Here is a 24,831-nt window from a genome sequence, read left to right on the forward strand (position 1 = left end):
CCTTTTGCGCAAGATCACGTCATTGAGTGAAAAACTTTGTGAATGGGCAAGGGAGCGCCGAAAGTGTCGGCCAAGGGGCACTGGAAATTGGGCAAGACTGTCGTGCTGGTGGGCATGATGGGCGCAGGTAAGACGGCGGTGGGCAAGGCGCTGGCGGCCCGGATTGGCGTGCCGTTTCTCGATTCGGATGCCGAGATCGAGAAGGCCGCAAACATGGCAATTTCCGAGATATTTCAAAGGGATGGCGAGACATTCTTTCGCGCGCGAGAGACCGAGGTGATTGATCGATTGCTGGATGGGCCAAGGGCGATCCTGTCCACCGGCGGTGGCGCATTCCTGGCCGAGCGCAACCGCGAACTGGTGGCGCGCAAGGGGGTGTCGGTCTGGCTCGATGCTGATCTTCCGCTGCTGTGGTCGCGGGTAAAAGGAAAGAATACCAGACCCTTGTTGCGCACAGCTCATCCATTCGAGACGCTGACGCAGATCTACAATGCCCGCGTGCCGATCTATCAATTGGCCGAGATTCGGGTGCGGGCGCGGCCGGAATACAGTGTCGAGGCGATGGCCGAGCAAGTTCTTAACGCGCTCAGCACGCGCAAGGACCTATTGGAGTGGGTGGAATGACCGAAATCGTGCATGTGGGCCTGCCGGGACGGGAGTATGATATTCATATCGGGCCGGGTCTGTTGGGGCAGGCTGGTGCGCTGATTGGGCCGCTCTTGCGACGTCCGCGCGTGGCGATCGTGACCGATGCCACAGTGGGGCCGCTGCATCTGGAGACGCTCTGCAAAGGATTGGAAATTCAGGGAATTTCCTCAGTTTCCTTGACCCTTCCGGCGGGAGAGGCGACCAAATCCTGGCCACACTTCGAGCGGGTCGTCGAATGGTTGCTGAAGGAAAAGATCGAGCGCAATGACGTGGTGATCGCCTTTGGCGGTGGCGTGATCGGCGATCTGGTGGGCTTTGCGGCGGCTGTGCTGCGGCGGGGCGTGCGGTTTGTTCAGGTTCCCACGAGTTTGCTGGCGCAAGTGGACAGTTCGGTGGGGGGCAAGACGGGGATCAACGCACCGCAAGGCAAGAACCTGATCGGGGCGTTTCACCAACCGAGCCTGGTTCTGGCCGATACCGAGGTCTTGGGCACGCTGACGGAGCGCGATTATCTGGCGGGATACGGCGAGGTCGCCAAATACGGGCTTCTTGGAGATAGTGAATTTTTTCAATGGCTTGAAAGCAATGCTTCACGCGCTGCGTCGGGCGATATGGCGGCGAGAATTCATTTGGTCAAGCGCTCGGTCGAGATGAAAGCCGAGATCGTGACGCGCGATGAGACTGAGCAGGGTGACCGGGCGTTGCTCAATCTGGGGCATACATTTTGTCATGCACTAGAGTCGGCCACACACTATGATGGGTCGCGGCTCTTGCATGGGGAAGGGGTGGCGATTGGCTGTGCGCTCGCGTTCGAGGTGTCGGCGCGGTTGGGGCTGTGCTCTCAGGAAGATCCAAGCCGGGTGCGGGCGCATTTTCGCGACATGAAGATGAAGGTCGATCTGTCTGATATATCGGGAAATTTGCCAGATGCCGATGGACTGATCGCGCTCATGGGGCAGGACAAGAAGGTGGTCGATGGCAAGCTGCGCTTTATCCTCGCGCGCGGCATTGGCGAGGCGTTCATAACCTCGGACGTGCCGCCGGAGGCTGTGCGTGACGTGCTCAAAGAGGCGCTGCGCGGGCGGGGGTGAACCTTACGGACCTTACAAAACGTAAGCTGATTTTGTAAGGTCCGGTGTCAGGATTTGCCCCTTAGTCGGACAGCTTGACGAGCGCATGGCGTTTCTTGCCCGCCGAGAGCTTCACAGTTTCTTGCACTTGCGACATGGAAATCATCCGATTTGGATCGTTGATTGCTTGATCGTTTAATTTAGCACCACCTTCCTGTATCAGACGCTTCGCATCTTTTCCCGATTTGGCCAATCCCGACTTAGTGAATAGTTGTGCGGCTGGAATGTGATAGAACTCGGGTGTGCCTGCCATAGCCTCCTTTTTAAGTTGGTTTTTCTCGGTAATACTCATACCGGCAAAGAAAGCTTCATTTGCTCCAACCCAAATAAAGTCGTCTTTTGTAAGTTCCACTGTGGGCAGATCATCGCCCACGCCACCCCTTTCGAACACCTCGCGGGCGGTCGCCTCGGCGGCGGTGGCTGCCTCGGCCCCGTGCAGGAGGGTCGTGACCTCATTGGCGAGAATGATCTTGGCGGCGTTGATCTCGGAACCTTCCAGAGCGCCAAGGCGCTCGCATTCCTCGATCGGCAATTCGGTGTAGAGTTTGAGGAAGCGCCCCGTGTCGGCGTCGGTGGTGTTGCGCCAGAACTGCCAGAATTCGTAAGGCGACAGCATGTCGGCCGAAAGCCACACGGCACCGCCTGCTGATTTGCCCATCTTGCGCCCGTCCGAGGTGGTCAGAAGCGGCGAGGTGAGGCCAAACACCTCATGGTCGATCACGCGGCGGGTGAGGTCGATGCCGTTGATGATATTGCCCCATTGATCCGAGCCGCCCATTTGCAGGACGCAGCCATGACGACGGTTCAATTCAAGGAAATCATAGGCTTGCAGGATCATGTAGTTGAATTCGAGGAACGACAGCGATTGCTCGCGGTCGAGGCGCGATTTGACGGATTCAAAGCTGAGCATCCGGTTCACCGAGAAATGCCGCCCGATGTCGCGCAGGAATTCGAGGTAGTTCAGCCCGTCGAGCCATTCGGCGTTGTTGAGCATCATGGCATCCTGCGGGCCGTCGCCATAGGCGAGGTAGCGGGCAAAGACGCGGTTCATGCCAGCGATATTTTCGTCGATCTGTGCAGGCGAGAGCAGCGGGCGTTCATCCGAGCGGAATGAGGGATCGCCCACCTTGGTGGTGCCGCCGCCCATGAGCGTGATGGGGCGATGCCCGGTCTTTTGCAGCCAACGCAGCATCATGATGTTGAGCAGGTGCCCGACATGCAGAGATTTTGCCGTGGCGTCGTAGCCGATATAGGCGGTGACGGTTCCGGCACTCAACGCCTCGTCCAGACCCTGATAATCGGTGCAGTCGGCGAGATAGCCGCGCGACATCATCACGTTCAGGAAATCGGATTTGGGGCGATAGGTCATAATGCTTGTCCCGGCTTGGTTTGCGCGGCATGTATATGCAGTCGGTGGGCAAAGGAAAAGGCCATGTTGAAGGCGGAGCGCCTCTGGGCGTTGGGGGCGATGTCGGGCACCTCTTTGGATGGGGTTGATGCGGCCATGGTCGAGACCGATGGCGAGACGATTTTTGCCTTTGGCCCAACCGCTTATCGTGGCTATTCCGCCGAGGAGCAGGCGATTTTGGCCGCCGCCTTGGGGAAGTGGCCGGGCGAGGATCTGGAAGAGGCACAGGCGCTGGTTGAACGCGCGCATCTGGAGGTTCTGAGCCAGTTCGAGGGCGCGGCGCTGGTGGGGTTTCACGGGCAGACGCTGGCGCATGAGCCGCGCGGGCGGGGCACGCATCAATTGGGCGATGGCGCGCGTTTGGCCGAGGGTCTGGGCCTGCCGGTGGTCTGGGATTTTCGCAGCGCCGATATTCGGCTGGGGGGCGAGGGCGCGCCTTTGGCCCCGTTCTTTCATTTCGCCTGTGCCAAGTGGATCGAGGCCGTGGAGCCGCTGGCGTTTCTGAACCTTGGCGGGGTCGGGAATATCACCTGGGTCGATCCGAGCTATGCGCGGCCAGAGGTGCCGGGGGCCATTCTGGCCTTTGATACCGGGCCAGCCAATGCGCCCATCAACGATCTGATGCTGGCGCGGCGCGGAGAGGCGTTTGACCGCGATGGCGCTTTGGCGCGTCAGGGTGAGGTGGCGCAGGGGGCGTTGGAGCTGTTCCTCGATGAGCCCTATTTCCTGCGGATGCCGCCCAAGTCGCTGGACCGGGACACATTCGCCGACATGATCGGATTGGTGGGCGAGTTGGGCGATGCGGATGCGGTGGCGACGCTGACCGGCATGGCGGCGGCGGCGGTGCTGCGCGGGATGGAGCATTGCCCGCGCCCGCCTGCGCGATTGCTGGTGACAGGGGGCGGGCGGCATAACGGCGTGATGATGCAGATGCTGCGCGCCGCCCTCGATTGCCCGGTGGAGCCGGTCGAGGCGGTGGGGCTCGATGGCGATATGCTGGAGGCGCAGGCCTTTGCATATCTGGCGGTGCGGGTGGCGCGGGGGCTGCCCACCTCCTGTGCCACCACGACAGGGGTGCGCGCCGCCGTGTCGGGCGGGACGATCAGCCGGGTGGAGGGGCTGTGATGCGGTATGATCTGGACGAGGGGGCGGGGGCCGGGTTGCGGCTTGGGATGATCGTGCTCAGCACCGATGAAACGGTGGAATACGAGGCGCGGATGGCGCTGGCGGGGCGGGATGTGAACCTCATGCACGCGCGTATTCCGGCGCAGGCCGATGTGACGCCCGAGGATCTGGCGCGCATGGCGCCCGAGATGACGCGCACGGCGGCGCTCTTGCCGCGCGGGTTGCAGGCGGTGGCCTATGCCTGCACCTCGGGGGCGACGATCATCGGATCGGACGAGGTGGCGCGGCTGATCCATCTGGCGCATCCCGGCGTTCCGGTCACGAACCCGCTGAGCGCCGTGATCGCGGCGCTGCATCGGTTGCAGGTGCGGCGGATTGCCATGGTCACGCCCTATGTGCGCGAGGTTAGCGGGCCGATGGCGGCGGCGCTTGGCGCGGCGGGGATCGAGGTGATCCATTCGGTTAGTTTCGGTCAAAAAGAGGATTGGACCGTGGCGCGGATTGCTGAGACAAGCACACGGCGCGCGATGCTGGAGGCGGGACGTGTGCCGGGGGTGGAGGCGGTTTTTGCCAGTTGCACCAATTTGCGCACCTTCGGCGTGATCGGGGCGGTTGAGGCGGAATTGGGCCTGCCGGTCGTCACCTCGAATCAGGCGCTCTTTTGGGATATGCTGCGCCGGGCCGGTGCCGATGCGCGGGGATGGGGGCCGGGGCGGCTCTTTGCGATGGAACATGGAAAGATCGACGCATGAAGAATGAACCGCTGAAACCCGCAACGATTGCCGCGCAGGCGGCTGGGGCCAAGGACACGGCGACAGGCGGCGTGGTGCCGGGCATCTCGTTGGCCACGACCTATACGCGGGATGCAGACTATGCGCTGCTGCGGCCTGACAACATGTATGGGCGCGATCAGAACGACACGGTGCGGCAGGCCGAAGAGGTGATCCGGCAGTTGGAGGGGGCTGCGGCGACGCTGCTCTTTCCCAGCGGCATGGCGGCGGTGGCGGCGGTGTTTCGCGCGCTGCCCAGTGGTGCGCGGGTGGTGATGCAGACCGGCATTTACTGGGGCACGCTGAAATGGGTGCGGGCCTATTGTGTGCGCCGCGCGATCCTGCTGGACGAGATTGACGCGTCGGACCCGGCGGCCCTGGCGGCGGCGTGCCGGTCTTCGGCGGACATGGTCTGGATCGAGACACCGTCGAACCCGTGGTTGAAAACGGTCGAGATCGCCACGGCGGCGGGGATGGCGCATAAGGCGGGGGCCATTCTGGTGGTCGATGGCACGGCGGCGACGCCGGTCTTGACGCGGGCGCTGGATCTGGGGGCGGATATTGTGATGCATTCGGGCACCAAGGCGCTCAACGGGCATTCGGATGTGTTGGCGGGGGTGCTGTCCTGCCGTGAGCCGGGCACTGCGATGTGGCAAGAGATCGTGACCGACCGGCATGATGCGGGCGCGGTGATGGGACCGTTCGAGGCGTGGCTCTTGATGCGGGGGATGCGCACGCTGCCGCTGCGGATGGAGCGGATGTGCGAGAATGCGCTGGCGGTCGCGCGGTATCTTGAGGGTCATGTGCAGGTCGAGGCGGTGTTTTACCCCGGATTGGAAAGCCATGCAGGCCATGCCATTGCCACGCGACAGATGTGCGGTGGCTATGGCTATCTGCTGTCCGCGGTGGTGACTGGCGGGCGCGAGCGGGCGCTGGAGGTGGCAGGGCGGTTGCAGCTTTTCCATCGGGCCACGTCGCTGGGCGGGGTCGAGAGCCTGGTGGAGCATCGCCATACGATCGAGCCGCATACGGGCATCCCCGAGGGGCTGTTGCGGTTTTCGGTGGGGATCGAGGATGCGGGCGACCTGATCGCCGATCTGGCGCAGGCGCTGGATGGGTAGGGGTGTTTGAGGTGACTGAATGGGGTCCCGGGTCAAGCCCGGGACGGGTTAGGGAATGGTGAATTGCCGGGTCAAGCCTGGCACGGTTACGGATGGGGAGCGCCCCGGCCTTGAGCCGGGGCCTTTTTTTGGGGAATGGTGAGGTCCCGGGGCAAGCCCGGGACGAGGTTAGTGCGCCGAGCGGATTGCGGTCAGCAGCGCGTGGTGCAGCGAACCGGCTGAAGAGCGGGGGCCGATCACCGAGATGTGGCGCGGGCTGTGGCAGAGGAGGAAGCAGCCCATATGCTCGATGCCTGCGCGCTGCGCCTCGCCACCCGTAAAGGCGCGGGTGTTGGCGTTGGTGAGGCGCTCAAAGACATCGGCCAGCCCGTCCCCGCTGAGATCGAAGCGGCACCATGCGCCGGTCTGGTCGGTGACGCTGGCGGCCCCTTTGGCCTCTGCCTTGGCCTGTTCGGCCAAATCCTCGTGGGTCTCAATCGGCGCTGAGAGCATCCATTGATCCGGTCCCATCCAGAAGGCCATGAGGGTCTCGCCGCCCATGCGGGCGGGGCTGGGTGCTGGGGCGCCGATGAGGGCGGTCACAAGGGCGCTTGTCTGCGTCTCGTGCCCTAGGCGGGCCGCGACGGAGGCCAAGGCGCGGTCGGTGACTTCGGTCAGGGTCACGGGGCCGTGGCTGTCGATACGGGGACGGGTCGCCCCGAGCGGGGTGATGGCGATGAGATCATGCACGGAGGCGCTCTCCTTCTGGATCGACGAAATGGGCGCTGACGACTTCGACGTCATGTTCGACACCGGTCAGGGGGGACACGAGGCGCAGGGTTTCGCCCATGCGAGTATCGCCGGATTTGAGGAAGGCCAGCGCAATGGAATGCCCCAAATTGGGCGAGTAGCAGGCGGAGGTCACATAGCCCTGATCATGGGCGGCATCGACCGGGCTGCCCTTGGTCATCAGATGCGCGCCGGCGGGCACGGGTTTGGAGCGGTCCACCGGGCGCAGGCCGACGAGGCGCAGCGCGTCCGGCGCATTGAGACCCTCGCGGCGGGAGAGCACGGCACCGATCGAGTCCTTGTTGGTCGATACCATCTTGCCCATTCCGAGATTGAGGGCGGTGGTGGTGCCGTTCAGCTCGTTGCCTGCCGCGTGGCCCTTTTCGATACGCATGACGCCGAGCGCCTCGGTGCCGTAGGCGACCACGTCGAATTCGCGCCCCGCCTCCATCAGGCGGCGGATCATGGCATCGCCGTAGCGCGTGGGCACGGAGATTTCATAGGCCAGTTCGCCCGAGAAGGAGATGCGGAAGAGCCGCGCGGGCAGGCCGCCGCAGACGGTGATCTCGCCGCAGGCCATATAGGGGAAGCCCTCGTTGGAGATGTCGAATTCGGGGTCCACCACCTTTTGCAGCAGGTTGCGGGCATTGGGGCCAGCGACGGAAAATTGCGCCCAAGCCTCGGTCGTGGAGATGAGTTGCACATCCATGTCGGGGCAGAGGCACTGGCGCACGAATTCCATGTGGCGATAGACCGTGACCGCATTGGCGGTGGTGGTTGTCACCACGAAGTGATCCTCGGCCAGGCGCGCGGCGGTGCCGTCATCCATGGCAATCCCGTCCTCGCGCAGCATGAGGCCGTAGCGAACGCGCCCGACGGGCAGCTTGGCGAAGGCGTTGCAATAGATCTTGTTGAGGAAGGCGGCGGCATCCGCCCCCTGCACGTCGATCTTGCCCAAGGTGGTCACATCGCAGATGCCGACCGACCGGCGGGTTTGCAGCACCTCGCGGTCCACGCTCTGTCGCCAATGGGTTTCGCCCGCGCGCGGGAACCATTGGGCACGCAGCCACATGCCGACCTCGACAAACACGGCACCCTGTTCCTCGGCCCAGAAATGGCTGGGGGTCTTGCGGGTGGGGCGGAAATCCTTGCCGCGCGCGCGGCCCGCAAAGGCCCCGATGGCTGTGGGGGTATAGGGCGGGCGGAACATGGTGGTGCCCACCTCGGGGATGGATTTGCCCGCCACCTCGGCCATGATCGCGAGACCGGCGGTGTTCGAGGTCTTGCCCTGATCGGTGGCCATGCCAAGCGTGGTATAGCGCTTGAGATGCTCGACGGAGACGAAATTCTCCTGATGTGCTAGTTTCACATCCTTGGCGGTCACGTCGTTCTGTTGGTCGACCCAGGCGCGCTTGGCCCCCTGCACATGCCAGAAGGGGGTGAGGGCGAGCGGCGTATCCTCGGCCTGCGGCAGGTCGGGGCGGGAGGCGCTGTGGCCAAGATCCGTGGCGATTTGCGCGGCGATGTCGGCCCCGGAGGTCAGGGCGGTGTGGTTTGAGAAACGACCGTTGGCTGCGCCCACGACAACCATGCCCTCGGGCAGGGTGCCGCCGGGGACGAAGGCGTGAATATCGGCGTCCCATGTGGGGCGGCCACGCTGATGGCAGGTGAGGCTGACGTTGGGGTTCCAGCCGCCCGAGACGCCGAGCGCGCCGCAGCGGATCGTGCGGCGGGTGCCGCGTGCATCCGTGACCTCGATCTTGGTCAGGCCAAGGCGGCCCGAGGTGTTGGTGACGGTGCCGCCCGCGATCACCTCGTACCCGTTGCCCTTGGGGGCGTCGGGGCGCGTGTCGATCACGGCGGCGACGGTGACACCCTTGGCCTTGAGGTCTAGTGCGGTGCGGTGGCCGTCGTCGTTATTGGTGAAAACGGCGATTTCCGGTGCCGGGGTGGCGGCCCAGCGGTTGGCATAGGCGCGCAGCGCGCCTGCCAGCATGATGCCGGGGCGGTCGTTGTTCTCGAACACGATGGGGCGTTCGGTGGCCCCTGCGGCGAGGATGGCGCGGCGGGAATAGATGCGCCACAGGATCTGGCGCGGCTTGCCCTCGGGGGGGACGGGCAGGTGATCGCTCACGCGTTCGAGCGCGCCGTAGATGCCGTGATCGAAAGCCCCGAGCACGGTGGTGCGGGTCATGAGGCGCACATTGGGCAGGGCGGCCAGACGTTCGGCGGCCTCGGCGGCCCAGTCGGCGCCAGATTGTTGGCCAAGCCCATAGGTTTCGGTGTTGAGGCGGCCACCGGGCAGGGAATCTTCATCCGCGAGAATGACGTTGAGACCGGATTCGCCCGCGGTCAGCGCCGCCGCCAGACCGGCGGGACCAGCACCGATGATCAGCAGGTCGCAGTGCAGATAGCCCTTGTCGTAGCTGTCGGGGTCGGCTTGCAGACTGAGCGAGCCAAGGCCCGCAGCGCGGCGGATGATGGGTTCGTAGAGTTTTTCCCAGAAGGCCGCAGGCCACATGAAGGTTTTGTAATAGAACCCGGCGGCAAAGAAATTCGACAGGCGGTCGTTGATCGCGAGCGCATCAAAGGCAAGCGAGGGCCAGCGGTTCTGCGACTGCGCGGTGAGGCCGTCGAAAAGCTCGGCGGTGGTGGCGCGGGTGTTGGGCTCGCGCCGCGCGCCGTCGCGCAATTCGACGATGGCGTTGGGTTCCTCGGAGCCTGCCGAAAGCGGGCCGCGCGGGCGGTGGTATTTGAACGAGCGGCCCATCAGGCGCACGCCGTTGGCCAGCAGGGCGGAGGCGAGGGTATCGCCGGGATGGCCCTTCATCCATTTGTCGTCGAAGCGGAAGGAAATGGTGCGGCTGCGGTCGATCAGACCGCCAGCGAGGCGATTAACTTGGGTCATTTGGAGCGTCCTTCGCGGCGGGCCACGTCACGGGCCAATTCCACCGAAGTGATTTCATGGGTGAGTGTGTTGCGGGTGACGACAAGCCAGCTTCGGTCGCCCTGTTCGTGGAACCAGAGTTCACGATGCGCGCCGGCGGGGTTGTCGCGCAGATAGCCGTAGTCGATGAACTGCTCCAGCGCGTCGGGCGCGTCGGGGTCGGGGCGGTTGATGAGGGCGGCGTCGCCCTTGTAGACGAATTCGCTGGCGTCGCGGGGGCCAAGGAGGGGGTGATTGATCAGCATGGTGCGCGCTCCCTCAATGCAGGTTGGGCTGGTTGCCCATGCCCTTTTCGTCGATCATCAGCCCCTTGGCGAAGCGATCGAAACGATAGGCGGTGGCGGTGGGATGGGGGGTGTCGGTGGCCAGCAGATGCGCGTAGACAAAGCCTGACGCGGGCGTGGCCTTGAACCCGCCATAGCACCAGCCGCCGTTGAAATAGAGGCCGCCTATATGGGTGCGGTCGATGATGGGCGAGCCGTCCATGCTCATGTCCATGATGCCGCCCCACATGCGCAGGAGGCGCGCGCGCCCGATCATCGGGAAAATCGCCATGCCGCCTTCGCAGACATCCTCGACCACGGGCAGGTTGCCGCGTTGGGCGTAGGAATTGTAGCCGTCGATGTCGCCGCCGAACACAAGCCCGCCCTTGTCGGACTGGCTGCAATAGAAATGACCGGCGCCAAAGGTGATGACGCCCGGCAGGACGGGTTTGAGACCCTCGGACACGAAGGCCTGCAATACGTGGCTCTCGATCGGAAGGCGCATGCCTGCATGCGACATGAGCCGCGAGGACGAGCCTGCGACGCAGGCGCCGACCTTTTTCGCGCCGATGAAGCCGCGCGAGGTTTCGACCCCGAGGCATGTGCCGTTCTCGATGCGGAAGCCGGTGACTTCGCAATTCTGGATGATGTCGACGCCGCGCTGGTCGGCGGCGCGGGCATAGCCCCAGGCGACGGCGTCATGGCGCACGGTGCCGCCGCGATGCTGGGCGAGGCCGCCCTTGATCGGAAAGCGGGCATCGTTGACGTTGAGAAACGGATAGCGTGCTACGATCTGCGCGGTGGTCAGAAGATCGGCATCGGCCCCGTTCAGCATCATGGCATTGCCGCGCCGGATGAAGGCGTCGCGCTGCGCGTCGGTGTGGATCAGGTTGAGAATCCCGCGCTGGCTGACCATGGCGTTGTAGTTCAGGTCCTGTTCCAGCCCTTCCCAGAGCTTGAGCGAGAATTCATAGAAGGGCTCATTCCCGTCGAGCAGGTAGTTGGAGCGGATGATGGTGGTGTTGCGCCCCACGTTGCCGCCGCCGATCCAGCCCTTTTCCAGCACGGCGATGCGCGCCTGCTTGAATTCCTTGGCCAGATAATAGGCCGTGGCAAGGCCATGCCCGCCGCCGCCGACGATGACGTAATCATAGGATGATTGCGGCGCGGCATCGCGCCATGCGGGGCCCCAGCCGCGGTGGCCGGTGAGGGCCTCTTTGATGACCTTGAATCCTGAATAGCGCATTGTATCCGACTCCTTTGCCCCAATTTCGGGGAAAAAGGGCCGCTATGGTATATCGAATTCGGTCAAAGCCGGTCTCAAATCGGACTCTGTGACAAAATGATTGAGCGCGTTGGTCGCGCGGCGGGTGATCAGTCGGCGCGGATCGCCTCGAATTCGAGAATGATGCTGACCGCATCGCCCACGAAATCGGGCAGGGCATAGGTGCTGCCGAAATCGCTGCGCAGGATCTCGGCGGTGGCGGAGATGCCCAGCGTCTCCTTGCCATGGCAACAGGGGTAGTCGGCGCGTTTGTTGAGGGTCACATCGAGGGTCACGGGCTGGGTCACGCCCCGGATCGTGAGATCGCCGGTGACGGTGCCGGTGGTCTCGGAGGTTGGGGTGCTGTCGGTGGCGGTGAAGGTGATCATCGGATGGGCGCCCGCGTCGAGAAAATCGGCGGAGCGGACGTGTTCGTCGCGCTTTTCATGGTCGGTATCGACGCTGGCGGTGCCGATGCGGGCTGTCACCTCGCCCAGTTCCTGTGTGTCGGGATCGTAGGTAAAGCTGCCTTCGATGTCTGAAAACCGGCCGAGGACCTTGGCATAGCCTGCGTGCATGATGGTGAAGGCCACGACCGCATGGTCGGGGTCGATCTGCCATGTGGCGGGTTCGGCCTGTGCGGGGGCCGCGAGGCCAAGGGCCATCGTTGCGCCGAGGGCTGTCAGTCTGAAAGCGGTCATGCGGTATCTCCCTTGTGTGGCTCAGGCGTCAGGCGGTGTTGGCTTGGATGGTCGGGTCTTGCCGCGCGGGGCGGCGATCCTCGGGGATGTCGAAAAGGCCGGTGGATTGCGACCAGCGGCTGAGGCGGGGCAGGGTGGTGAGCACCGCCACGGGGATCGAGAGGGTGAGGGCCAGCAGCACCGGCGCGCCAAAGATCAGCGCCCAAGGGGCCTGAACCCAGAACCAGAGGCAAAGCCCCGCGCCCAGCAAGGTTTGCGGCCAGAGCACGCTCGCGGCCTCATGCCATTCGAGGCGCGCGCGCGAGCGTTGTTGCGCGCTCCAGCCGATGCGCTGGCCAAAGATCAGACCGATGGCGAATTGCGTGAGCGCGACCGCCACGACCGGCGAGGTGAGCATCGAAAAGACAATCTCGACCAGCCCGCCCGCCAGCACGCGGGCGCGCCCGCCATAGGCCGCAGAGCGCGCGGGCGAGGCCAGCACTTGCGCCAGCCCCATCAGTTTGGGGCTAAGGCTGAGCGTCATCAGCACGGCAAAGAGGGTGAGACCGGCAGCGGCGGGAATGGCGTTGATCTGGTCGACGGTGCCAGCCAAGGCCGCGCCGATCAGGATGAAGGCAATCCACGCCGGAGAGCTGATATACATGAGGATCGCCAGCACCAGTTGCAGGCGGCTCACGGGTTTGAGGCCTGGCATGGACAACAGTTTGAAATACTGCAGGTTGCCATTCATCCAGCGGAGTTCGCGGCGGATGAAATCGACCAGGCTGGGGGGATTTTCCTCAAAGCTTTCGGATTCCTCGGCCAGAACGCGCACCTCGTATCCGGCGCGGCGCATGAGCACCGCCTCGACCTGATCATGGCTGAGGATCGCGCCCGAAAGCGGCCCGCGCCCGGCGAGCACCGGCAACATGCAATGGTCGCGGAAGGGGGCGGTGCGGATCACGATGTTATGCCCCCAGTTGGGGCCGCAATCGCCCTGCCACCATGCGGAACCAAGCGTATAGGAGCGCATGCCGTGGCGCATGCCGAACTGAAAGGCGCGGGTAAAGAAGCTGCGGGCGGGCAGGCCGGTGACAAGGCTTTGCAACATGCCGATTTCGGGGCTGGCCTGCATCACGCGGATCATGCGAAAGACGGTATCCGCGCCCATTTCGCTATCGGCGTCGAGTGGCAGGAAAAGATCGCTTGCGCCCTGCGGGCCATGAAGGAATTCGGCGATATTGCCGGCCTTGTAGCCGGTGTTGTCGGTGCGGCGGCGGTAGTGGATCGCGGCCATGGGGCGAGCGGCACGCCATTGCGCGATGCGCGCCTCTTCCTTGAGGGCGACGCGGGCGTCATCGGTATCGCTGAGCACATGGTAGGAAAAGCGACCCGCGTAGGGGGTGAGGGCGATTTCCTCTTCCAATCGCCGCAGGCGGGCGATGGAGGCGTCCGGGTCTTCGTTGCGCAGCGGCATGACCACGGCGACCCGGGCCGTGATCGGCTCGTCGCCGCGGATGCGGGTGAGGGCAGGTGTGACATGGGCGGCGGCGTGCGCGCCATGGCGCAGGTCGAGCGCGAGGCCAAGGATGCTGTTCCAGAGGCCGATGGAGAGCCAAGGAAGCGTGAGAAGGAAGGCGCTCAACATCGCGCCTTCGGCCCATGTGATGCCGAGCGGCAGAAAGAGCGCGAGCATGGCGGTAAAGAGTGCTGCGACCGTCACCACGTTGAGCGCAAGTACGACACGGCGGCGGTTGGCCAGCGTGGGCGCGCGGCGCAAATGCGGCGCAATCGGCGTCACGGCGGGCGCATTAGGTCGGTTTGGGGTCAAATCTGTCACGATGGCTCTCTGTGTTCGATGCGCAACCTACAGTTATGGCGGCGCGGCGGCAGGTCCAATGAAATTCTCGTGCACGCGCGGGGTTTTGCCGACGTGATCCCTAGGCTTGACGCAATCGGAGCGCGTGTTACGTCACGCCTGCCATTCAAGGAAGGAAAGCCCCATGTTTGCCGTTGAAGTTCGCGATCACATCATGATCGCCCATTCCCTGCCTGATCCCGTCTTTGGCCCCGCGCAGGGGGTGCATGGGGCGACATTCGTGGTCGATGCCGCGTTTTATACAGAGGATATTGATGCGCATGGGCTGGTGGTGGACATTGGCCTTGCGTCCGAGGCGCTGGCGCGGGTGCTTGCCCCTTTGCGCTATGGCAATCTGGACGACAAGCCCGAATTCAAGGGCAAGTTCACGACAACGGAATTCCTGTGCCATCACATCTGGACGGGACTGCGCGACATTTCCCGCGCCGAGGGTCTGGGCGATGCGGGGCGATTGGCCCGTATCCGTGTGATGCTGCACGAAAGCCATGTGGCGCGTGGCTGGTACGAGGCAGATCTCTGAGATGGGGTTTGACCCCGGATGGCTGGCGTTGCGGGAACCGGCGGATAGGGCGGCACGGGATGCGACCCTGTTGCGTCGGGCGGTGGCGCTGGCCGGGCCGGGGGGCTCGGTGCTTGACCTTGGCTGTGGCACAGGATCGACGGTGCGCGCCTTTGAGGGGGCCGGAGCCACAGGCGCGCACTGGCGGCTTTTCGACAATGACGCGGGCCTGCTCGCGCGGGCGGCGGTGCTGCATCCGGAGGCGGAAATCTGTCAGGGGGATCTGGCGGACATCGACGCCCTGCCGCTTGGGGGTGTGCGGCTGGTGACGGCCTCGGCGCTCTTTGACCTCGTGTCGCGGGACTGGGTCGCGGCATTGGCGGCGCGGTTGGCGGCGCAGGGCACAGCGCTCTATGCCGCGCTCAGCTATGACGGCGTGATGCGCTGGTCGCCCGAGGATGCGGAAGATGCGGCGATCACCGAGCAGTTCAACGCGCATCAGCGGGGCAACAAGGGGTTTGGCGCGGCCCTTGGCCCGGAGGCGGCAGAGACCGCTGCCGGGATATTCGCGTCTCTGGGTTACGAGGTGCATCTCGCGCCAAGCCCATGGCGGTTGGGGCCGGAGGTGGCGGAGATGCAGAGCCTGCTTCTCGCGGGGATTGCGCAGGCGGCGGGCGAGGCGGGATACACCGGGGCAGAGGACTGGCAGGCGCGGCGCGCGCGGGTTCTTGCCGAGGGGTGGGCCGAAATCGGCCATATCGACCTATTGGCGGTGCCGCCGGGGGATGGCCGACGGGCATGACATTTTTGAAAACCCGTCTATCTCTGCTATGCAGACCATAACGCGACCCGCCTTGGCCTGCGCAACCCTGACGATCAACCGATAGGCAACGCGAAACGGAGACCCGGATGCAGAGTGCTGAAGTCACCCCCAAGGTCTGGGAGCATATTCTTGCGGCGCGCGCGGGGCGGGCGTGCCTGTGTTGCGGGGAGTGGGCGACGGGCGAGCGCGCGGCGATGGCGCTCTATGGGTCGATGCTGGCCGCGCCCGGCACGCCGCAGGTCGTGGCGCAGATCGGGCAATCGCTGGACGGGCGGGTGGCCACGGTCACGGGCGATGCGGCGGATGTGTCAGGCCCGGACGGGCTGGCGCATCTGCACCGGATGCGCGCGCTGGTTGATGCGGTGATCGTGGGCGTCAAGACCGCCCTGCACGACGACCCGCGCCTGACCGTGCGTCTGGTGCCGGGGCAGAATCCGGCGCGGGTGGTGATTGATCCCTCGGGGCGGTTGCCGAATGACGCGCGTTTGTTCGAAGAGGACGGCACGCGGCGGATCGTCATTCAGGAGGTGGACAAGCCGCGCCCCGAGGGTGTCGAGATCATCCGCCTGCCGCGCAAGGACTGGATTTCGCCCCCTGCCATTGTCAGCGCCCTGCGCAAACTGGGGCTGCATCATCTGATGGTGGAGGGCGGGGCCATCACGATCGCGCGTTTCATCGAAGCGGATATGCTGGCGCGGCTGCATGTGGCGGTGGCGCCGCTCTTGATCGGGGCGGGGCCGCAGGGCCTGACCACGCGCCCCGTGGCGCGGCTGGCGCAGGCGCGGCGGCCCGAAACGCAGGTTTACGGGCTTGGTTCGGACGTGCTCTTTGATTGCGTGATGGGCGCGCGGGTGGCGGCGGAGGTCTGGCCGCATGCGCGCCAACCGGCCGCGCGGCTGGGGTGAGGGGCATGGCGCAAGCGGCGCGCGCGCTCTGGATCGTGGCGCCGGGGCAGGTGGAGCTGCGCCCCGTGGCGGTAGAGCCGAGGCCGGACGATGTCGTGGTCGACACGCTCTACACCGGGATCAGCCGGGGCACCGAGCGGCTGGTTTTCGAGGGCCGGGTGCCCGAGAGCGAGCACGCCACGATGCGCGCCCCATTCCAGGAGGGCGCGTTTCCCGCGCCGGTCAAATACGGCTATTGCGCCGTGGGGCGCGTGAGCACGGGGGATCGGGCGGGGCAGGTGGTCTTTGTGCTGCACCCGCATCAGACGCGCTTTGCCTGCCCCGCGCAAATGGCGGTGCCGGTGCCGGATTGCGTGCCGCCTGCGCGGGCGGTGCTGGCGGCCAATATGGAAACCGCGCTTAATATCCTGTGGGATGCGCAGGTGGCACCCGGCGACCGGGTGGCGGTGATCGGCGCGGGCACGGTGGGGGCGCTCGTGGGCTATCTTGCGGCGCGGGTGCCGGGAACGGATGTCACCTTGATTGACCGCGACGGGGCGCGGGCTGCGCTGGCCGAAGCGTTCGGGTGTCGGTTTGCGCAGCCTGAGGCGGCGCAGGGCGATGCGGATGTGGTGATCCATGCCACGGCCAGCCCCGCAGGGCTCGGCACGGCGATCAGGATTGCGGGGATCGAGGCGCGGGTTGTCGAGGCCAGCTGGTATGGCAGTGGCGAGATCGGGGTTGCCCTTGGTGGTGCGTTTCACCAGCGGCGGTTGCAGATCATCTCGTCCCAAGTGGGGCGTATCCCGGCCAGCCATGCGGCACGCTGGGATTATCGGCGGCGGATGGAGGTGGCGCTGCGGCTCTTGGCCGATCCGGTGCTGGATCGGTTGATTTCGGGCGAGACCCGGTTTGACGATCTGCCGCGCGACTACCCGGCGATCCTGGCCGCGGCGGACACCCTCTGCCATCGGGTGCGCTATGGCGCGTGAGGCGGGGCGCGCGTTGGCCTTTGCCGTGCCGGGTGATCCGGAGCTGACGACGGGGGGATATCTCTACGACCGGCGGTTGGCGGAGGCATTGGTGGCGCGGGGTATCAGGCTGCGGCATCTGCGGTTGGGGGACAGTTTTCCGCATCCCGATGCGCGCGACATGGCGGATGCGCTGGCGCACCTGGGTGCGTTGCCGCGCGACTGTCCGGCCCTGGTGGACGGGCTGGCCTATGGCGCGCTCGACCCGGACGGGGTGGCGCGTCTGGCGGCCCCGATGGTGGCGCTGGTGCATCATCCCCTCGCGCTGGAACCGGGGCTGAGCGCGCCACAGGCGCAGGCCATGGCCGCGCGGGAGCGGGCCAATCTGAGCCGGGCGCGGCATATCGTGGTGACGAGCGGGCATATCGCGGGCCTCTTGCAAGAGACCTATGGGGTGGCACCGGAACGGATCAGCGTGGCGCGGCCGGGGTTTGTGGCCCCGAACCTGCGCCCGGTGCCGGAGGTGCCACCGCTGGTCCTGTCGGTGGGGCTCTTGGCGCGGCGCAAGGGGCATGACGTGCTCTTGCGGGCCTTGGCGCGGATCACCGATCTGGACTGGCGGGCGGTGATTGTCGGGCGGTTGCACGAGCCCGAGACGGTGGCGGCGTTGCACGCGTTGCGGGCGGAAATGGGCTTGGCGGAGCGGGTCGAGATCGCGGGGGAGATTTCGCAGCCGGCGCTGGAGGCGCTGTATGGGCGCGCCACGCTCTTTGCACTGGCGACGCGTTACGAGGGCTATGGTATCGTGTTTGACGAGGCGATGGGCCATGGGCTGCCGATCATCAGCACGCTGGCGGGGGCGGTGCCGGAGACGGTGGCCCCCGGCGCGGGCATTCTGGTGCCGCCCGAGGATGACGCGGCCTTTGGCGAGGCGCTGCGGCGGATGCTGAACGAGCCTGCTTTGCGGGCAGGCTGCGCCTCGGCGGCGCGGCAGGCGGCGGCGGCTCTGGGCGATTGGGCGGCGGCGGCGCAGGTGGTGGCCGACGCGGTGCGGGTTCACACCTCGGCGGAGTAGTCGAGCACACGCTCGCGGTGTTTGCCGCGCAGGTCAGAGGGCGTCACGCCGTAGAATTTCTTAAACGCGGTGGAAAGCGTGCCGGTCGAGCCAAAGCCGGTGGCGGTGGCGATGTCGATCAGCGGCAGTTTCGTGCTCTGGATCAGGTGATGGGCGCGGCGCACACGTATCAGTTTGTAATAGTGCCCCGGCGAGGTTTCGAACACGGCGCGGAACCGACGTTCAAGGCAGCGCTGCGAAGTGTCCACCTCGTCGGCGATTTCCGCGATGGAGAGCGGATCGCTCAGATTGTCCTCCATGATGGCGAGGGCATCCGACACGGCCTTGTCGTAGAATTTGTGAAAGGCCTCGGGGGCGAAAGGCTGTGTGCTGGAGCTGGTGCGGATTTCCGGCAAGAGCAGGTGTCGGCCGATTTCGGTGATCTCGGATACGGCCAAGTCGCGGGCCAGGAGCCCGATCACAAGCTCGGCCGTCGCGGCGCGCCCGGCAGCGGTGATGATGCCGTTGGAAAACTCTGACAAATTCTCGGTCAGGCGCGGTTGATCCTGGGTTTCGCGCAGGATCACGGCATCGGCCCAATGGGTCGTGACGGCGCCGGTTTCGATCTGGGTGCGCGAAATGAAAGTGGTCGCGGCATCTGCGAGCAGGATCACCGACCGCCCGAGCCGCCGCATGCTGCGGACGCGGGCCATCCAGACGGCGGGATCGGCGGTTTTCGAGGCGATGACGATCAGGAAATCGGCCATACAGTGATCTGGAATCACCGGCTCGGCGCGCACCAGGCCGGCACCGCTGCTTTGCACGATGCCGGGACGGTCGGAGATGATGCGCCAGCCGAAATGTGCTGTGCCATGCACCTTGTTGGCGATTTGCAGGGTATGGATGATCGAGGCCAATTCCAGATCGCAGTATTTGCGCTGCACGAAAATTTCAAAGAGAACCTTTGGGTCCTCTGTTGTGACGGTGGGGCGTGGGTTCTGGCTGGTCATGGCGATTCTATAGACTGGAAGCTGTGGGATAAAAACCTTGATTGATTGTTCGGCAGGATCAAGCGCTTGTTGTGCGGGACATCGGGGCTGTTGCGTTGAGCGGCGCTCGTGTATCCTTGGGGCGAACACGAACCGGGAAACGGCGGATGAGCAGGATCATTGGCATGGGGCTGGCGCTCGCGCTGGCGATTGGGGGCGCAGGTGTGAGCGCGCAAGAGGCTGCGTTCAGCGGTCTGGCGCGGCTTGAGGCGGGCGCAAGCACCATTGCGGACACCGCACGCGGGGTCGAGATGACCCTGAGCCTGTCGCAAGGCGTGCCCTACCGTGTGTACACGCTCGATGCGCCGCCGCGCCTTGTGCTTGATTTTCAAGAGGTGGATTGGCAGGGCATCGGAGCGGGCGACCTGATTGCGGGGGAGCGCGTCAAGGGCTTACGATTTGGCCAGATCCGGCCGGGTTGGTCGCGCATGGTGGCGGATCTGGATGCGCCCTATCCGCTGGAACAGGCGGGGCTGGAGATCGACCGCGCAAGCGGGCGGGCGGCCCTGAAGGTCGTCCTTGGGGCATCAGATGCCGAGCGGTTTGCCGCAACGGCGGGCACACCCGCCTTGCCCGGCTGGGACCTGCCCGATCCCAAGGATGCGCTGGTGGCGGCCCCGGTGAAGACACCGGGCGAGGGGCCGCTGGTGGTGGTGCTTGATCCGGGCCATGGCGGGATTGATCCGGGCGCTCAGGAGGGCGCGTTGACCGAAAAGGCGCTGATGCTGCAATTCGCGCAGGAATTGCGCGATGAATTGCTGCGGGCGGGGGGATTCGAGGTGGTTCTGACGCGCGAGCGCGACGAATTCGTGAGCCTTGAGCGGCGCGTGGCGCTGGCGCATTGGGCGGGGGCGGATGTATTCATGTCGCTGCATGCCGATGCCCTGTCGGGGGCGCAGGCGCGCGGGCTGTCGGTTTATACGCTGTCCGAGAGTGCCTCGGACAAGGCCAGTGCCGCGCTCGCCGAGCGGCACAATCGCGCCGATATGCTGGCCGGTGTGGACCTGAGCGGCAAGGATGACGTGGTGGCCGATGTGCTGATGGATCTGGCGCGGGTCGAGACACAGCCGCGCACCGCGCATCTGGCACAGGCCTTGATCGAGAGCTTTGCCGCGCATGAGGTGCCGCTTTTGACGCGGCCCCTGCGGCGGGCGGGGTTTTCGGTGCTGAAGGCCCCTGATATTCCGTCGGTCCTGATTGAATTGGGGTTTCTGTCCAGCCCGCGCGATCTGGCAAGGTTGCGCGATGAAGAGGGGCGTGCACGGATTGCTGCGGCCCTGCGTGCGGCGCTGACCGCGTGGCGGGATGCGGATGCCGCGCGCGCGGGATTGGTGCGGCAATGAGGGGGGCGGATGCCTTGACCCGGCGGAATGTGGCGCGTGGGCCCGCCCATTCCCTTTTGACCCTGAGGCCCGCTATGCCTATATCGGGGCCAGCAAGCATGCGGGGGCCCTTGTGATACGTGCGATTCTCAGCCTTTTCGGCACCGTCTTTAGCCTGATCACGCTGGTCGTGGTGGTGATCGGGCTGAGCATCGGTGCCGTGCTGCATATCTATGGTCAGGATTTGCCCAGCCATGAGAGCCTTGCCAATTACACGCCGCCGACCATCAGCCGGATTTATTCGGGCGAAGGGCGGATCATCGACGAATTCGCGCGCGAGCGGCGCTTGTTCACGCCCGCTGAGGATATTCCTGATCTGGTAAAGCAGGCGTTCATTAGCGCAGAGGACAAGAATTTCTACACCCATGGCGGTTATGATGCGGTTGGCATCGCCTCGGCCATTGTGGATGCGGTCAAGTCGCGGGGGCGCAATGTGCGCGGGGCCTCGACCATCACGCAGCAGGTGATGAAGAATTTTCTCTTGTCCGGCGACCGTCAGATGGAGCGCAAGATCAAGGAGATCATCCTGGCCACGCGGATCGAAGAGACGCTCAGCAAGGATGACATTCTCGAACTCTATCTGAACGAGATTTTTCTGGGGCAGAACAGCTATGGTGTGACTGCCGCCGCGCAGACCTATTTCAACAAGACCCTGACCGAGTTGGCCCCGCATGAGGCCGCGACCATCGCCGCGATGCCAAAAGCGCCGAGTGATTATCATCCGGTGCGCGAGAAAGAGCGGCTCTTGGAGCGGCGCAATTTCGTGCTGCGCGAAATGTGGGAGAATGGCTATCTGACGCAGGCGGCCTATGAGCAGGAGCGCGAAGCGCCGCTGCGAAGCGTGCAGAATGGCGATTTCCCGCCCTTCAGCGCCGATTTGCCGCCACGTGATTATTTCACCGATGAAATCCGGCGGCAATTGAGCCTTGATTTCGGAGAAGGCGAATTCTTTAGCGGCGGTCTGTCTGTGCGGGCGACCATTGATCCCGAAATGCAGGTGCATGCCGCACGGGCGCTGCGGCGGCAGTTGGAGAATTACGACCGGGGCCAGGGACGCTGGCGCGGCACGGGCGAGAGCCTGCCCGCCGAGGTGCTGGACGATGAGGCCGCGTGGCGCGCGGCGCTGTCCGCGCTGAGCGTGGCGCGGGACATTGATCTCGACGGTGTCTGGCATCCGGCGGTGGTGCTGGGGATCGGCGATCAGGCCATGCAAGTGGGGATCGAGGGCGTCGAGGGTGTGCAGGAGGTGCCGCGCAGCGACATCAAATGGCTGCCCAAGGATTTCAAAGCGACCTTTGATCTGGGCGATGTGGTGCATGTGCGCGCCGTCACCAAGGATGGGGAATTCGTGAACTGGTCCTTGCGGCAGGTGCCCGAGGTGCAGGGCGGCTTTGTCGCGATGGATGTGAACACGGGCCGCGTGATTTCCATGCAGGGCGGGTTTTCCTATCAGGCCTCGGTGTTCAACCGGACCACGCAGGCGTTGCGGCAGCCGGGCTCGTCCTTCAAGCCGTTCGTCTATGCCGCCGCGCTTGACAGCGGCTATTCGCCCGCGACCATCGTGATCGACGCCCCGATCGAGATCAACACGCCGCAGGGTCTGTGGCGGCCGCGCAATTCGTCGAACAAGTTTTACGGCCCCACGCCCCTGCGCACCGGCATCGAGCAGTCGCGCAACCTGATGACCATCCGCCTCGCGCAGGAGGTGGGTATGGATGTTATCGCGGATTATGCCGAGCGCTTTGGTGTCTACGAGAACATGGGGCGGTTTCTGGCCAATTCGCTGGGGTCCGAGGAGACCACGCTCTATAACATGGTCGCGGCCTATGCGATGTTTGCCAATGGCGGCGAGCGGGTGCGCCCCACCTTGGTGGACCGCGTGCAGGACCGCTATGGCAAGACGGTTTATCGCCACGATCAGCGCGATTGCGTCGATTGCAATGATCCCGGCATTCCAGCCGATCGTGGCCCGCGTATCGTGTCGGATCGCGAGCGGGTGATGAATGCCGTCACGGCCTATCAGCTGACCTCGATGCTCAAGGGCGTTGTGGATCGTGGCACGGCGGCGGGGGCCATCAACCTGCCGGTGCCGGTGGCGGGCAAGACCGGCACCACCAATGACGCGCGCGATGTGTGGTTCGTGGGTTTTACCAGCAATATCGCTGCGGGTTGTTACATCGGCCATGACCAGCCGCGCGGCCTTGGCCGGTCGGCCTATGGCTCGTCGCTCTGTGGGCCGGTGTTTCAGGACTTCATGGAGGAAGCGATCAAGAAATATGGTGGCGGTCCGTTTGAAGTGCCGCCCGGCGGACATTTCCTAAAGATCGACCGGTTCACCGGTGCGCGCCTTTCAGATGATGCGACCGGCGACAATGTGGTGGCCGAATATTTCCGTGATGGTGAAGAGCCAGTGTTTGGTGTGACCTATGATGGGGGTTTTGCCATGGGCAATGACCTTGATCTCTTTGCCGCGGGCGAGCGCGAGCAGGTGCAGGAGGTCACGACCTCGACTGGTGAAAAAGCGCGGGTGGGGGGCAAGGCCAGCTTTGGGTCGATGAGTTCGGGTGGCTTGTACTAGGGCTCTCTTGCCCGGCCCGGCGCGCTGCGCTATCACCCGCACCTGACCAGACAAGGACATTCCGATGCGCGCAGAAACCCAGAACCTCGTGGCCGAGATCCAAAAGTCGTTGGAGCTGTTGCGGCAGCGGCTGGGGTGGGAGACCGCCCGGCACCGTCTGGAGGAATTCAATGCCCGGGTCGAAGATCCGACGCTCTGGGATGATCCTGCGCGGGCACAGGCGCTGATGCGTGAGCGGCAGGCGCTTGTCGATGCGCTTGAGACCCATGACAGCCTCAAGCAGGAGTTGGAGGATCATCTGGGTCTGATCGAGTTGGGCGAAGCCGAAGGCGACACCGAGGTTGTGGCCGAGGCTGAGGCCGCGATCAAGGCGCTGGCCAAGGTGGCCGCCGCCAAGGAGTTGGAGGCGCTGCTCGATGGCGAGGCGGATTCCAACGATACCTTTCTGGAGATCAACGCAGGGGCCGGGGGCACGGAAAGCTGTGACTGGGCGTCGATGCTGGCGCGGATGTATGTGCGTTGGGCGGAAAAGCGCGGCTACACTGTCGAACTGCAATCGGAATCGGCGGGCGATGAGGCGGGGATCAAATCCGCCGCCTACAAGATCAGCGGGCACAATGCCTATGGTTGGCTGAAGTCCGAATCGGGTGTGCACCGGCTGGTGCGGATTTCGCCCTTTGATTCGGCAGCCAAGCGGCACACGTCGTTCTCGTCGGTTTGGGTCTATCCGGTGGTGGATGACAATATCGAGATCGAGGTCAACCCGTCGGATATTCGCATCGATACCTATCGCAGCTCTGGTGCGGGCGGGCAGCACGTGAACACCACCGACTCGGCGGTGCGGATCACGCACATGCCTACGGGCATCGTGGTCACGAGCAGCCAGAAATCGCAGCACCAGAACCGCGACATCGCCATGAAAGCGCTGAAATCGCGGCTCTACCAGTTGGAACTGGACCGGCGCAACGCGGCGATCAACGAAGCGCATGACGCCAAGGGCGATGCCGGCTGGGGCAATCAGATCCGGTCATATGTGTTGCAGCCCTATCAGATGGTCAAAGACCTGCGCACCGGGGTCGAGACATCGGATACCAAGGGGGTACTTGATGGCGATCTGGACGAATTCATGGCTGCCACGCTGGCGATGAATGTCAGCGGCAAGAGCCGCGCCGAGGCGCAGGGGAGTGATTGACCGGGGCGGGCCAGCCTGATTAGGGTGCGGTCCGTGGAAATTTGTGGTGGAATCCGGGGCGCTCTGGTGCTTTGCCGCTTCCAACCGCCGGTACGAGCGACTAGATAGTTAAATGAAATTCCCGGGGACCCTGCAACCGACCCCCGAGAAAGGGAGAGATTGAAATGCTGAACAATATTGGCCTTCCGGGGCTTCTTCTGATCGCGGTGGTGGTGCTTGTGCTGTTTGGGCGCGGCAAGATTTCCTCGCTCATGGGCGAAGTGGGCAAGGGCATCACCTCGTTCAAGAAGGGCGTCGCCGAAGGCAGCAAGGAGCTGGAGGACGCGAGCAAGGAGTCTGCAGAGACCGCGCGCGACGTGACCCCGACCGAAGACAAAGACAAGGTCTGATCCTTAA

The 24,831-nt window shown here is 64.6% G+C and carries 22 protein-coding genes; 14 read left to right on the plus strand and 8 right to left on the minus strand.

Annotated elements, in window-relative coordinates; translation table 11 throughout:
- Positions 1 to 42 precede the first annotated feature (42 nt).
- Positions 43 to 624 (plus strand): shikimate kinase, encoded by a 582-nt coding sequence (locus AACZ65_RS05680; protein WP_339668783.1) that lies wholly within the window; start codon positions 43 to 45, stop codon positions 622 to 624.
- Positions 621 to 1,739 (plus strand): 3-dehydroquinate synthase, encoded by a 1,119-nt coding sequence (gene aroB / locus AACZ65_RS05685; protein WP_339668785.1) that lies wholly within the window; start codon positions 621 to 623, stop codon positions 1,737 to 1,739. Before AACZ65_RS05680 ends, aroB begins: the two co-directional genes overlap by 4 nt.
- 61 nt (positions 1,740 to 1,800) lie before the next feature.
- On the opposite strand, the gene tyrS is transcribed toward aroB, so the two are convergent.
- A complete protein-coding gene (gene tyrS, locus AACZ65_RS05690; RefSeq protein ID WP_339668787.1) occupies positions 1,801 to 3,147 on the minus strand; it encodes a tyrosine--tRNA ligase in 1,347 nt (448 codons plus the stop codon).
- Between the two features lie 63 nt (positions 3,148 to 3,210).
- Here tyrS and AACZ65_RS05695 point away from each other — a divergent pair, with 63 nt between their 5' ends.
- From AACZ65_RS05695 to AACZ65_RS05705, 3 genes are read left to right on the plus strand one after another with little or no spacing between them, the layout of a single operon-like run.
- Positions 3,211 to 4,311, plus strand: a complete 1,101-nt coding sequence (locus AACZ65_RS05695) for an anhydro-N-acetylmuramic acid kinase (RefSeq protein WP_339668789.1) — start codon at positions 3,211 to 3,213, stop codon at positions 4,309 to 4,311.
- Positions 4,311 to 5,063 carry an Asp/Glu racemase gene (locus tag AACZ65_RS05700; protein WP_339668791.1) on the plus strand — a complete coding sequence of 251 codons (753 nt, stop codon included), beginning with the start codon at positions 4,311 to 4,313 and terminating at the stop codon, positions 5,061 to 5,063. Before AACZ65_RS05695 ends, AACZ65_RS05700 begins: the two co-directional genes overlap by 1 nt.
- A complete protein-coding gene (locus AACZ65_RS05705; protein ID WP_339668793.1) occupies positions 5,060 to 6,202 on the plus strand; it encodes an aminotransferase class I/II-fold pyridoxal phosphate-dependent enzyme in 1,143 nt (380 codons plus the stop codon). Before AACZ65_RS05700 ends, AACZ65_RS05705 begins: the two co-directional genes overlap by 4 nt.
- 168 nt (positions 6,203 to 6,370) lie before the next feature.
- Here the strand turns inward: AACZ65_RS05705 and AACZ65_RS05710 are convergent, their stop codons facing one another.
- From AACZ65_RS05710 to mdoH, 6 genes are all read right to left on the minus strand, one after another.
- Entirely contained in the window at positions 6,371 to 6,931 is a 561-nt protein-coding gene (locus AACZ65_RS05710) for a sarcosine oxidase subunit gamma (RefSeq protein WP_339668794.1), read from the minus strand.
- The gene (locus AACZ65_RS05715; protein WP_339668796.1) at positions 6,924 to 9,878 is read right to left on the minus strand and encodes a sarcosine oxidase subunit alpha family protein; all 2,955 of its coding nucleotides are present in this window, start codon (positions 9,876 to 9,878) and stop codon (positions 6,924 to 6,926) included. The genes AACZ65_RS05710 and AACZ65_RS05715 overlap by 8 nt, the downstream gene beginning before the upstream one ends.
- Positions 9,875 to 10,162: a sarcosine oxidase subunit delta gene (locus AACZ65_RS05720; RefSeq protein WP_037271427.1), complete on the minus strand. Its 288-nt coding sequence runs from the start codon at positions 10,160 to 10,162 to the stop codon at positions 9,875 to 9,877. The genes AACZ65_RS05715 and AACZ65_RS05720 overlap by 4 nt, the downstream gene beginning before the upstream one ends.
- A gap of 13 nt (positions 10,163 to 10,175) precedes the next feature.
- A complete protein-coding gene (locus tag AACZ65_RS05725; protein WP_339668798.1) occupies positions 10,176 to 11,426 on the minus strand; it encodes a sarcosine oxidase subunit beta family protein in 1,251 nt (416 codons plus the stop codon).
- Positions 11,427 to 11,554: 128 nt separating this feature from the next.
- Positions 11,555 to 12,145 carry a YceI family protein gene (locus AACZ65_RS05730; RefSeq protein WP_339668799.1) on the minus strand — a complete coding sequence of 197 codons (591 nt, stop codon included), beginning with the start codon at positions 12,143 to 12,145 and terminating at the stop codon, positions 11,555 to 11,557.
- A gap of 28 nt (positions 12,146 to 12,173) precedes the next feature.
- Complete coding sequence (gene mdoH, locus AACZ65_RS05735; RefSeq protein WP_339668801.1) at positions 12,174 to 13,964, minus strand: glucans biosynthesis glucosyltransferase MdoH; 1,791 nt, start codon at positions 13,962 to 13,964, stop codon at positions 12,174 to 12,176.
- Between the two features lie 163 nt (positions 13,965 to 14,127).
- Between mdoH and AACZ65_RS05740 the strand changes: the two genes are divergently transcribed.
- The 5 genes from AACZ65_RS05740 to AACZ65_RS05760 all read left to right on the plus strand — a co-directional run bounded on the left by AACZ65_RS05740 (position 14,128) and on the right by AACZ65_RS05760 (position 18,255).
- A complete protein-coding gene (locus tag AACZ65_RS05740; RefSeq protein WP_339668803.1) occupies positions 14,128 to 14,523 on the plus strand; it encodes a 6-carboxytetrahydropterin synthase in 396 nt (131 codons plus the stop codon).
- A gap of 1 nt (position 14,524) precedes the next feature.
- Complete coding sequence (locus AACZ65_RS05745; RefSeq protein ID WP_339668805.1) at positions 14,525 to 15,304, plus strand: class I SAM-dependent methyltransferase; 780 nt, start codon at positions 14,525 to 14,527, stop codon at positions 15,302 to 15,304.
- 107 nt (positions 15,305 to 15,411) lie between these two features.
- The gene (locus AACZ65_RS05750) at positions 15,412 to 16,230 is read left to right on the plus strand and encodes a RibD family protein (protein WP_339668807.1); all 819 of its coding nucleotides are present in this window, start codon (positions 15,412 to 15,414) and stop codon (positions 16,228 to 16,230) included.
- 5 nt (positions 16,231 to 16,235) lie between these two features.
- Positions 16,236 to 17,201: a zinc-binding alcohol dehydrogenase gene (locus tag AACZ65_RS05755; RefSeq protein ID WP_339668809.1), complete on the plus strand. Its 966-nt coding sequence runs from the start codon at positions 16,236 to 16,238 to the stop codon at positions 17,199 to 17,201.
- Positions 17,191 to 18,255, plus strand: a complete 1,065-nt coding sequence (locus AACZ65_RS05760) for a glycosyltransferase family 4 protein (RefSeq protein WP_339668811.1) — start codon at positions 17,191 to 17,193, stop codon at positions 18,253 to 18,255. Before AACZ65_RS05755 ends, AACZ65_RS05760 begins: the two co-directional genes overlap by 11 nt.
- On the opposite strand, the gene AACZ65_RS05765 is transcribed toward AACZ65_RS05760, so the two are convergent.
- A complete protein-coding gene (locus tag AACZ65_RS05765; RefSeq protein ID WP_339668813.1) occupies positions 18,237 to 19,244 on the minus strand; it encodes a helix-turn-helix domain-containing protein in 1,008 nt (335 codons plus the stop codon). The two genes, AACZ65_RS05760 and AACZ65_RS05765, sit on opposite strands and share 19 nt — an antisense overlap.
- A 146-nt stretch (positions 19,245 to 19,390) precedes the next feature.
- On the opposite strand from AACZ65_RS05765, the gene AACZ65_RS05770 reads away from it, so the two are divergent.
- The 4 genes from AACZ65_RS05770 (at position 19,391) to AACZ65_RS05785 (ending at position 24,824) form a co-directional block, all read left to right on the plus strand.
- On the plus strand, positions 19,391 to 20,626 hold the full coding sequence (locus AACZ65_RS05770; RefSeq protein WP_339668815.1) for an N-acetylmuramoyl-L-alanine amidase: 1,236 nt from the start codon (positions 19,391 to 19,393) through the stop codon (positions 20,624 to 20,626).
- A 112-nt stretch (positions 20,627 to 20,738) separates the two neighbouring features.
- Positions 20,739 to 23,243: a PBP1A family penicillin-binding protein gene (locus AACZ65_RS05775; RefSeq protein ID WP_339668817.1), complete on the plus strand. Its 2,505-nt coding sequence runs from the start codon at positions 20,739 to 20,741 to the stop codon at positions 23,241 to 23,243.
- Between the two features lie 64 nt (positions 23,244 to 23,307).
- The gene (prfB, locus tag AACZ65_RS05780) at positions 23,308 to 24,435 is read left to right on the plus strand and encodes a peptide chain release factor 2 (protein ID WP_037271451.1); all 1,128 of its coding nucleotides are present in this window, start codon (positions 23,308 to 23,310) and stop codon (positions 24,433 to 24,435) included.
- A 164-nt stretch (positions 24,436 to 24,599) separates the two neighbouring features.
- On the plus strand, positions 24,600 to 24,824 hold the full coding sequence (locus tag AACZ65_RS05785; RefSeq protein WP_339668820.1) for a twin-arginine translocase TatA/TatE family subunit: 225 nt from the start codon (positions 24,600 to 24,602) through the stop codon (positions 24,822 to 24,824).
- Positions 24,825 to 24,831 lie beyond the last annotated feature (7 nt).

This window comes from uncultured Roseovarius sp. (assembly GCF_963972555.1).
Taxonomy (GTDB): Bacteria; Pseudomonadota; Alphaproteobacteria; order Rhodobacterales; family Rhodobacteraceae; genus Roseovarius; species Roseovarius mucosus.

Bases quoted from the DNA above. Each gene is read 5' to 3' on its own strand.
- AACZ65_RS05680 (WP_339668783.1), top strand. From the start codon at position 43: ATGGGCAAGGGAGCGCCGAAAGTGTCGGCCAAGGGGCACTGGAAATTG.
- aroB (WP_339668785.1), top strand. From the start codon at position 621: ATGACCGAAATCGTGCATGTGGGCCTGCCGGGACGGGAGTATGATATT.
- tyrS (WP_339668787.1), bottom strand. From the start codon at position 3,147: ATGACCTATCGCCCCAAATCCGATTTCCTGAACGTGATGATGTCGCGC.
- AACZ65_RS05695 (WP_339668789.1), top strand. From the start codon at position 3,211: ATGTTGAAGGCGGAGCGCCTCTGGGCGTTGGGGGCGATGTCGGGCACC.
- AACZ65_RS05700 (WP_339668791.1), top strand. From the start codon at position 4,311: ATGCGGTATGATCTGGACGAGGGGGCGGGGGCCGGGTTGCGGCTTGGG.
- AACZ65_RS05705 (WP_339668793.1), top strand. From the start codon at position 5,060: ATGAAGAATGAACCGCTGAAACCCGCAACGATTGCCGCGCAGGCGGCT.
- AACZ65_RS05715 (WP_339668796.1), bottom strand. From the start codon at position 9,878: ATGACCCAAGTTAATCGCCTCGCTGGCGGTCTGATCGACCGCAGCCGC.
- AACZ65_RS05720 (WP_037271427.1), bottom strand. From the start codon at position 10,162: ATGCTGATCAATCACCCCCTCCTTGGCCCCCGCGACGCCAGCGAATTC.
- AACZ65_RS05725 (WP_339668798.1), bottom strand. From the start codon at position 11,426: ATGCGCTATTCAGGATTCAAGGTCATCAAAGAGGCCCTCACCGGCCAC.
- AACZ65_RS05730 (WP_339668799.1), bottom strand. From the start codon at position 12,145: ATGACCGCTTTCAGACTGACAGCCCTCGGCGCAACGATGGCCCTTGGC.
- AACZ65_RS05740 (WP_339668803.1), top strand. From the start codon at position 14,128: ATGTTTGCCGTTGAAGTTCGCGATCACATCATGATCGCCCATTCCCTG.
- AACZ65_RS05745 (WP_339668805.1), top strand. From the start codon at position 14,525: ATGGGGTTTGACCCCGGATGGCTGGCGTTGCGGGAACCGGCGGATAGG.
- AACZ65_RS05750 (WP_339668807.1), top strand. From the start codon at position 15,412: ATGCAGAGTGCTGAAGTCACCCCCAAGGTCTGGGAGCATATTCTTGCG.
- AACZ65_RS05755 (WP_339668809.1), top strand. From the start codon at position 16,236: ATGGCGCAAGCGGCGCGCGCGCTCTGGATCGTGGCGCCGGGGCAGGTG.
- AACZ65_RS05760 (WP_339668811.1), top strand. From the start codon at position 17,191: ATGGCGCGTGAGGCGGGGCGCGCGTTGGCCTTTGCCGTGCCGGGTGAT.
- AACZ65_RS05765 (WP_339668813.1), bottom strand. From the start codon at position 19,244: ATGACCAGCCAGAACCCACGCCCCACCGTCACAACAGAGGACCCAAAG.
- AACZ65_RS05770 (WP_339668815.1), top strand. From the start codon at position 19,391: ATGAGCAGGATCATTGGCATGGGGCTGGCGCTCGCGCTGGCGATTGGG.
- prfB (WP_037271451.1), top strand. From the start codon at position 23,308: ATGCGCGCAGAAACCCAGAACCTCGTGGCCGAGATCCAAAAGTCGTTG.
- AACZ65_RS05785 (WP_339668820.1), top strand. From the start codon at position 24,600: ATGCTGAACAATATTGGCCTTCCGGGGCTTCTTCTGATCGCGGTGGTG.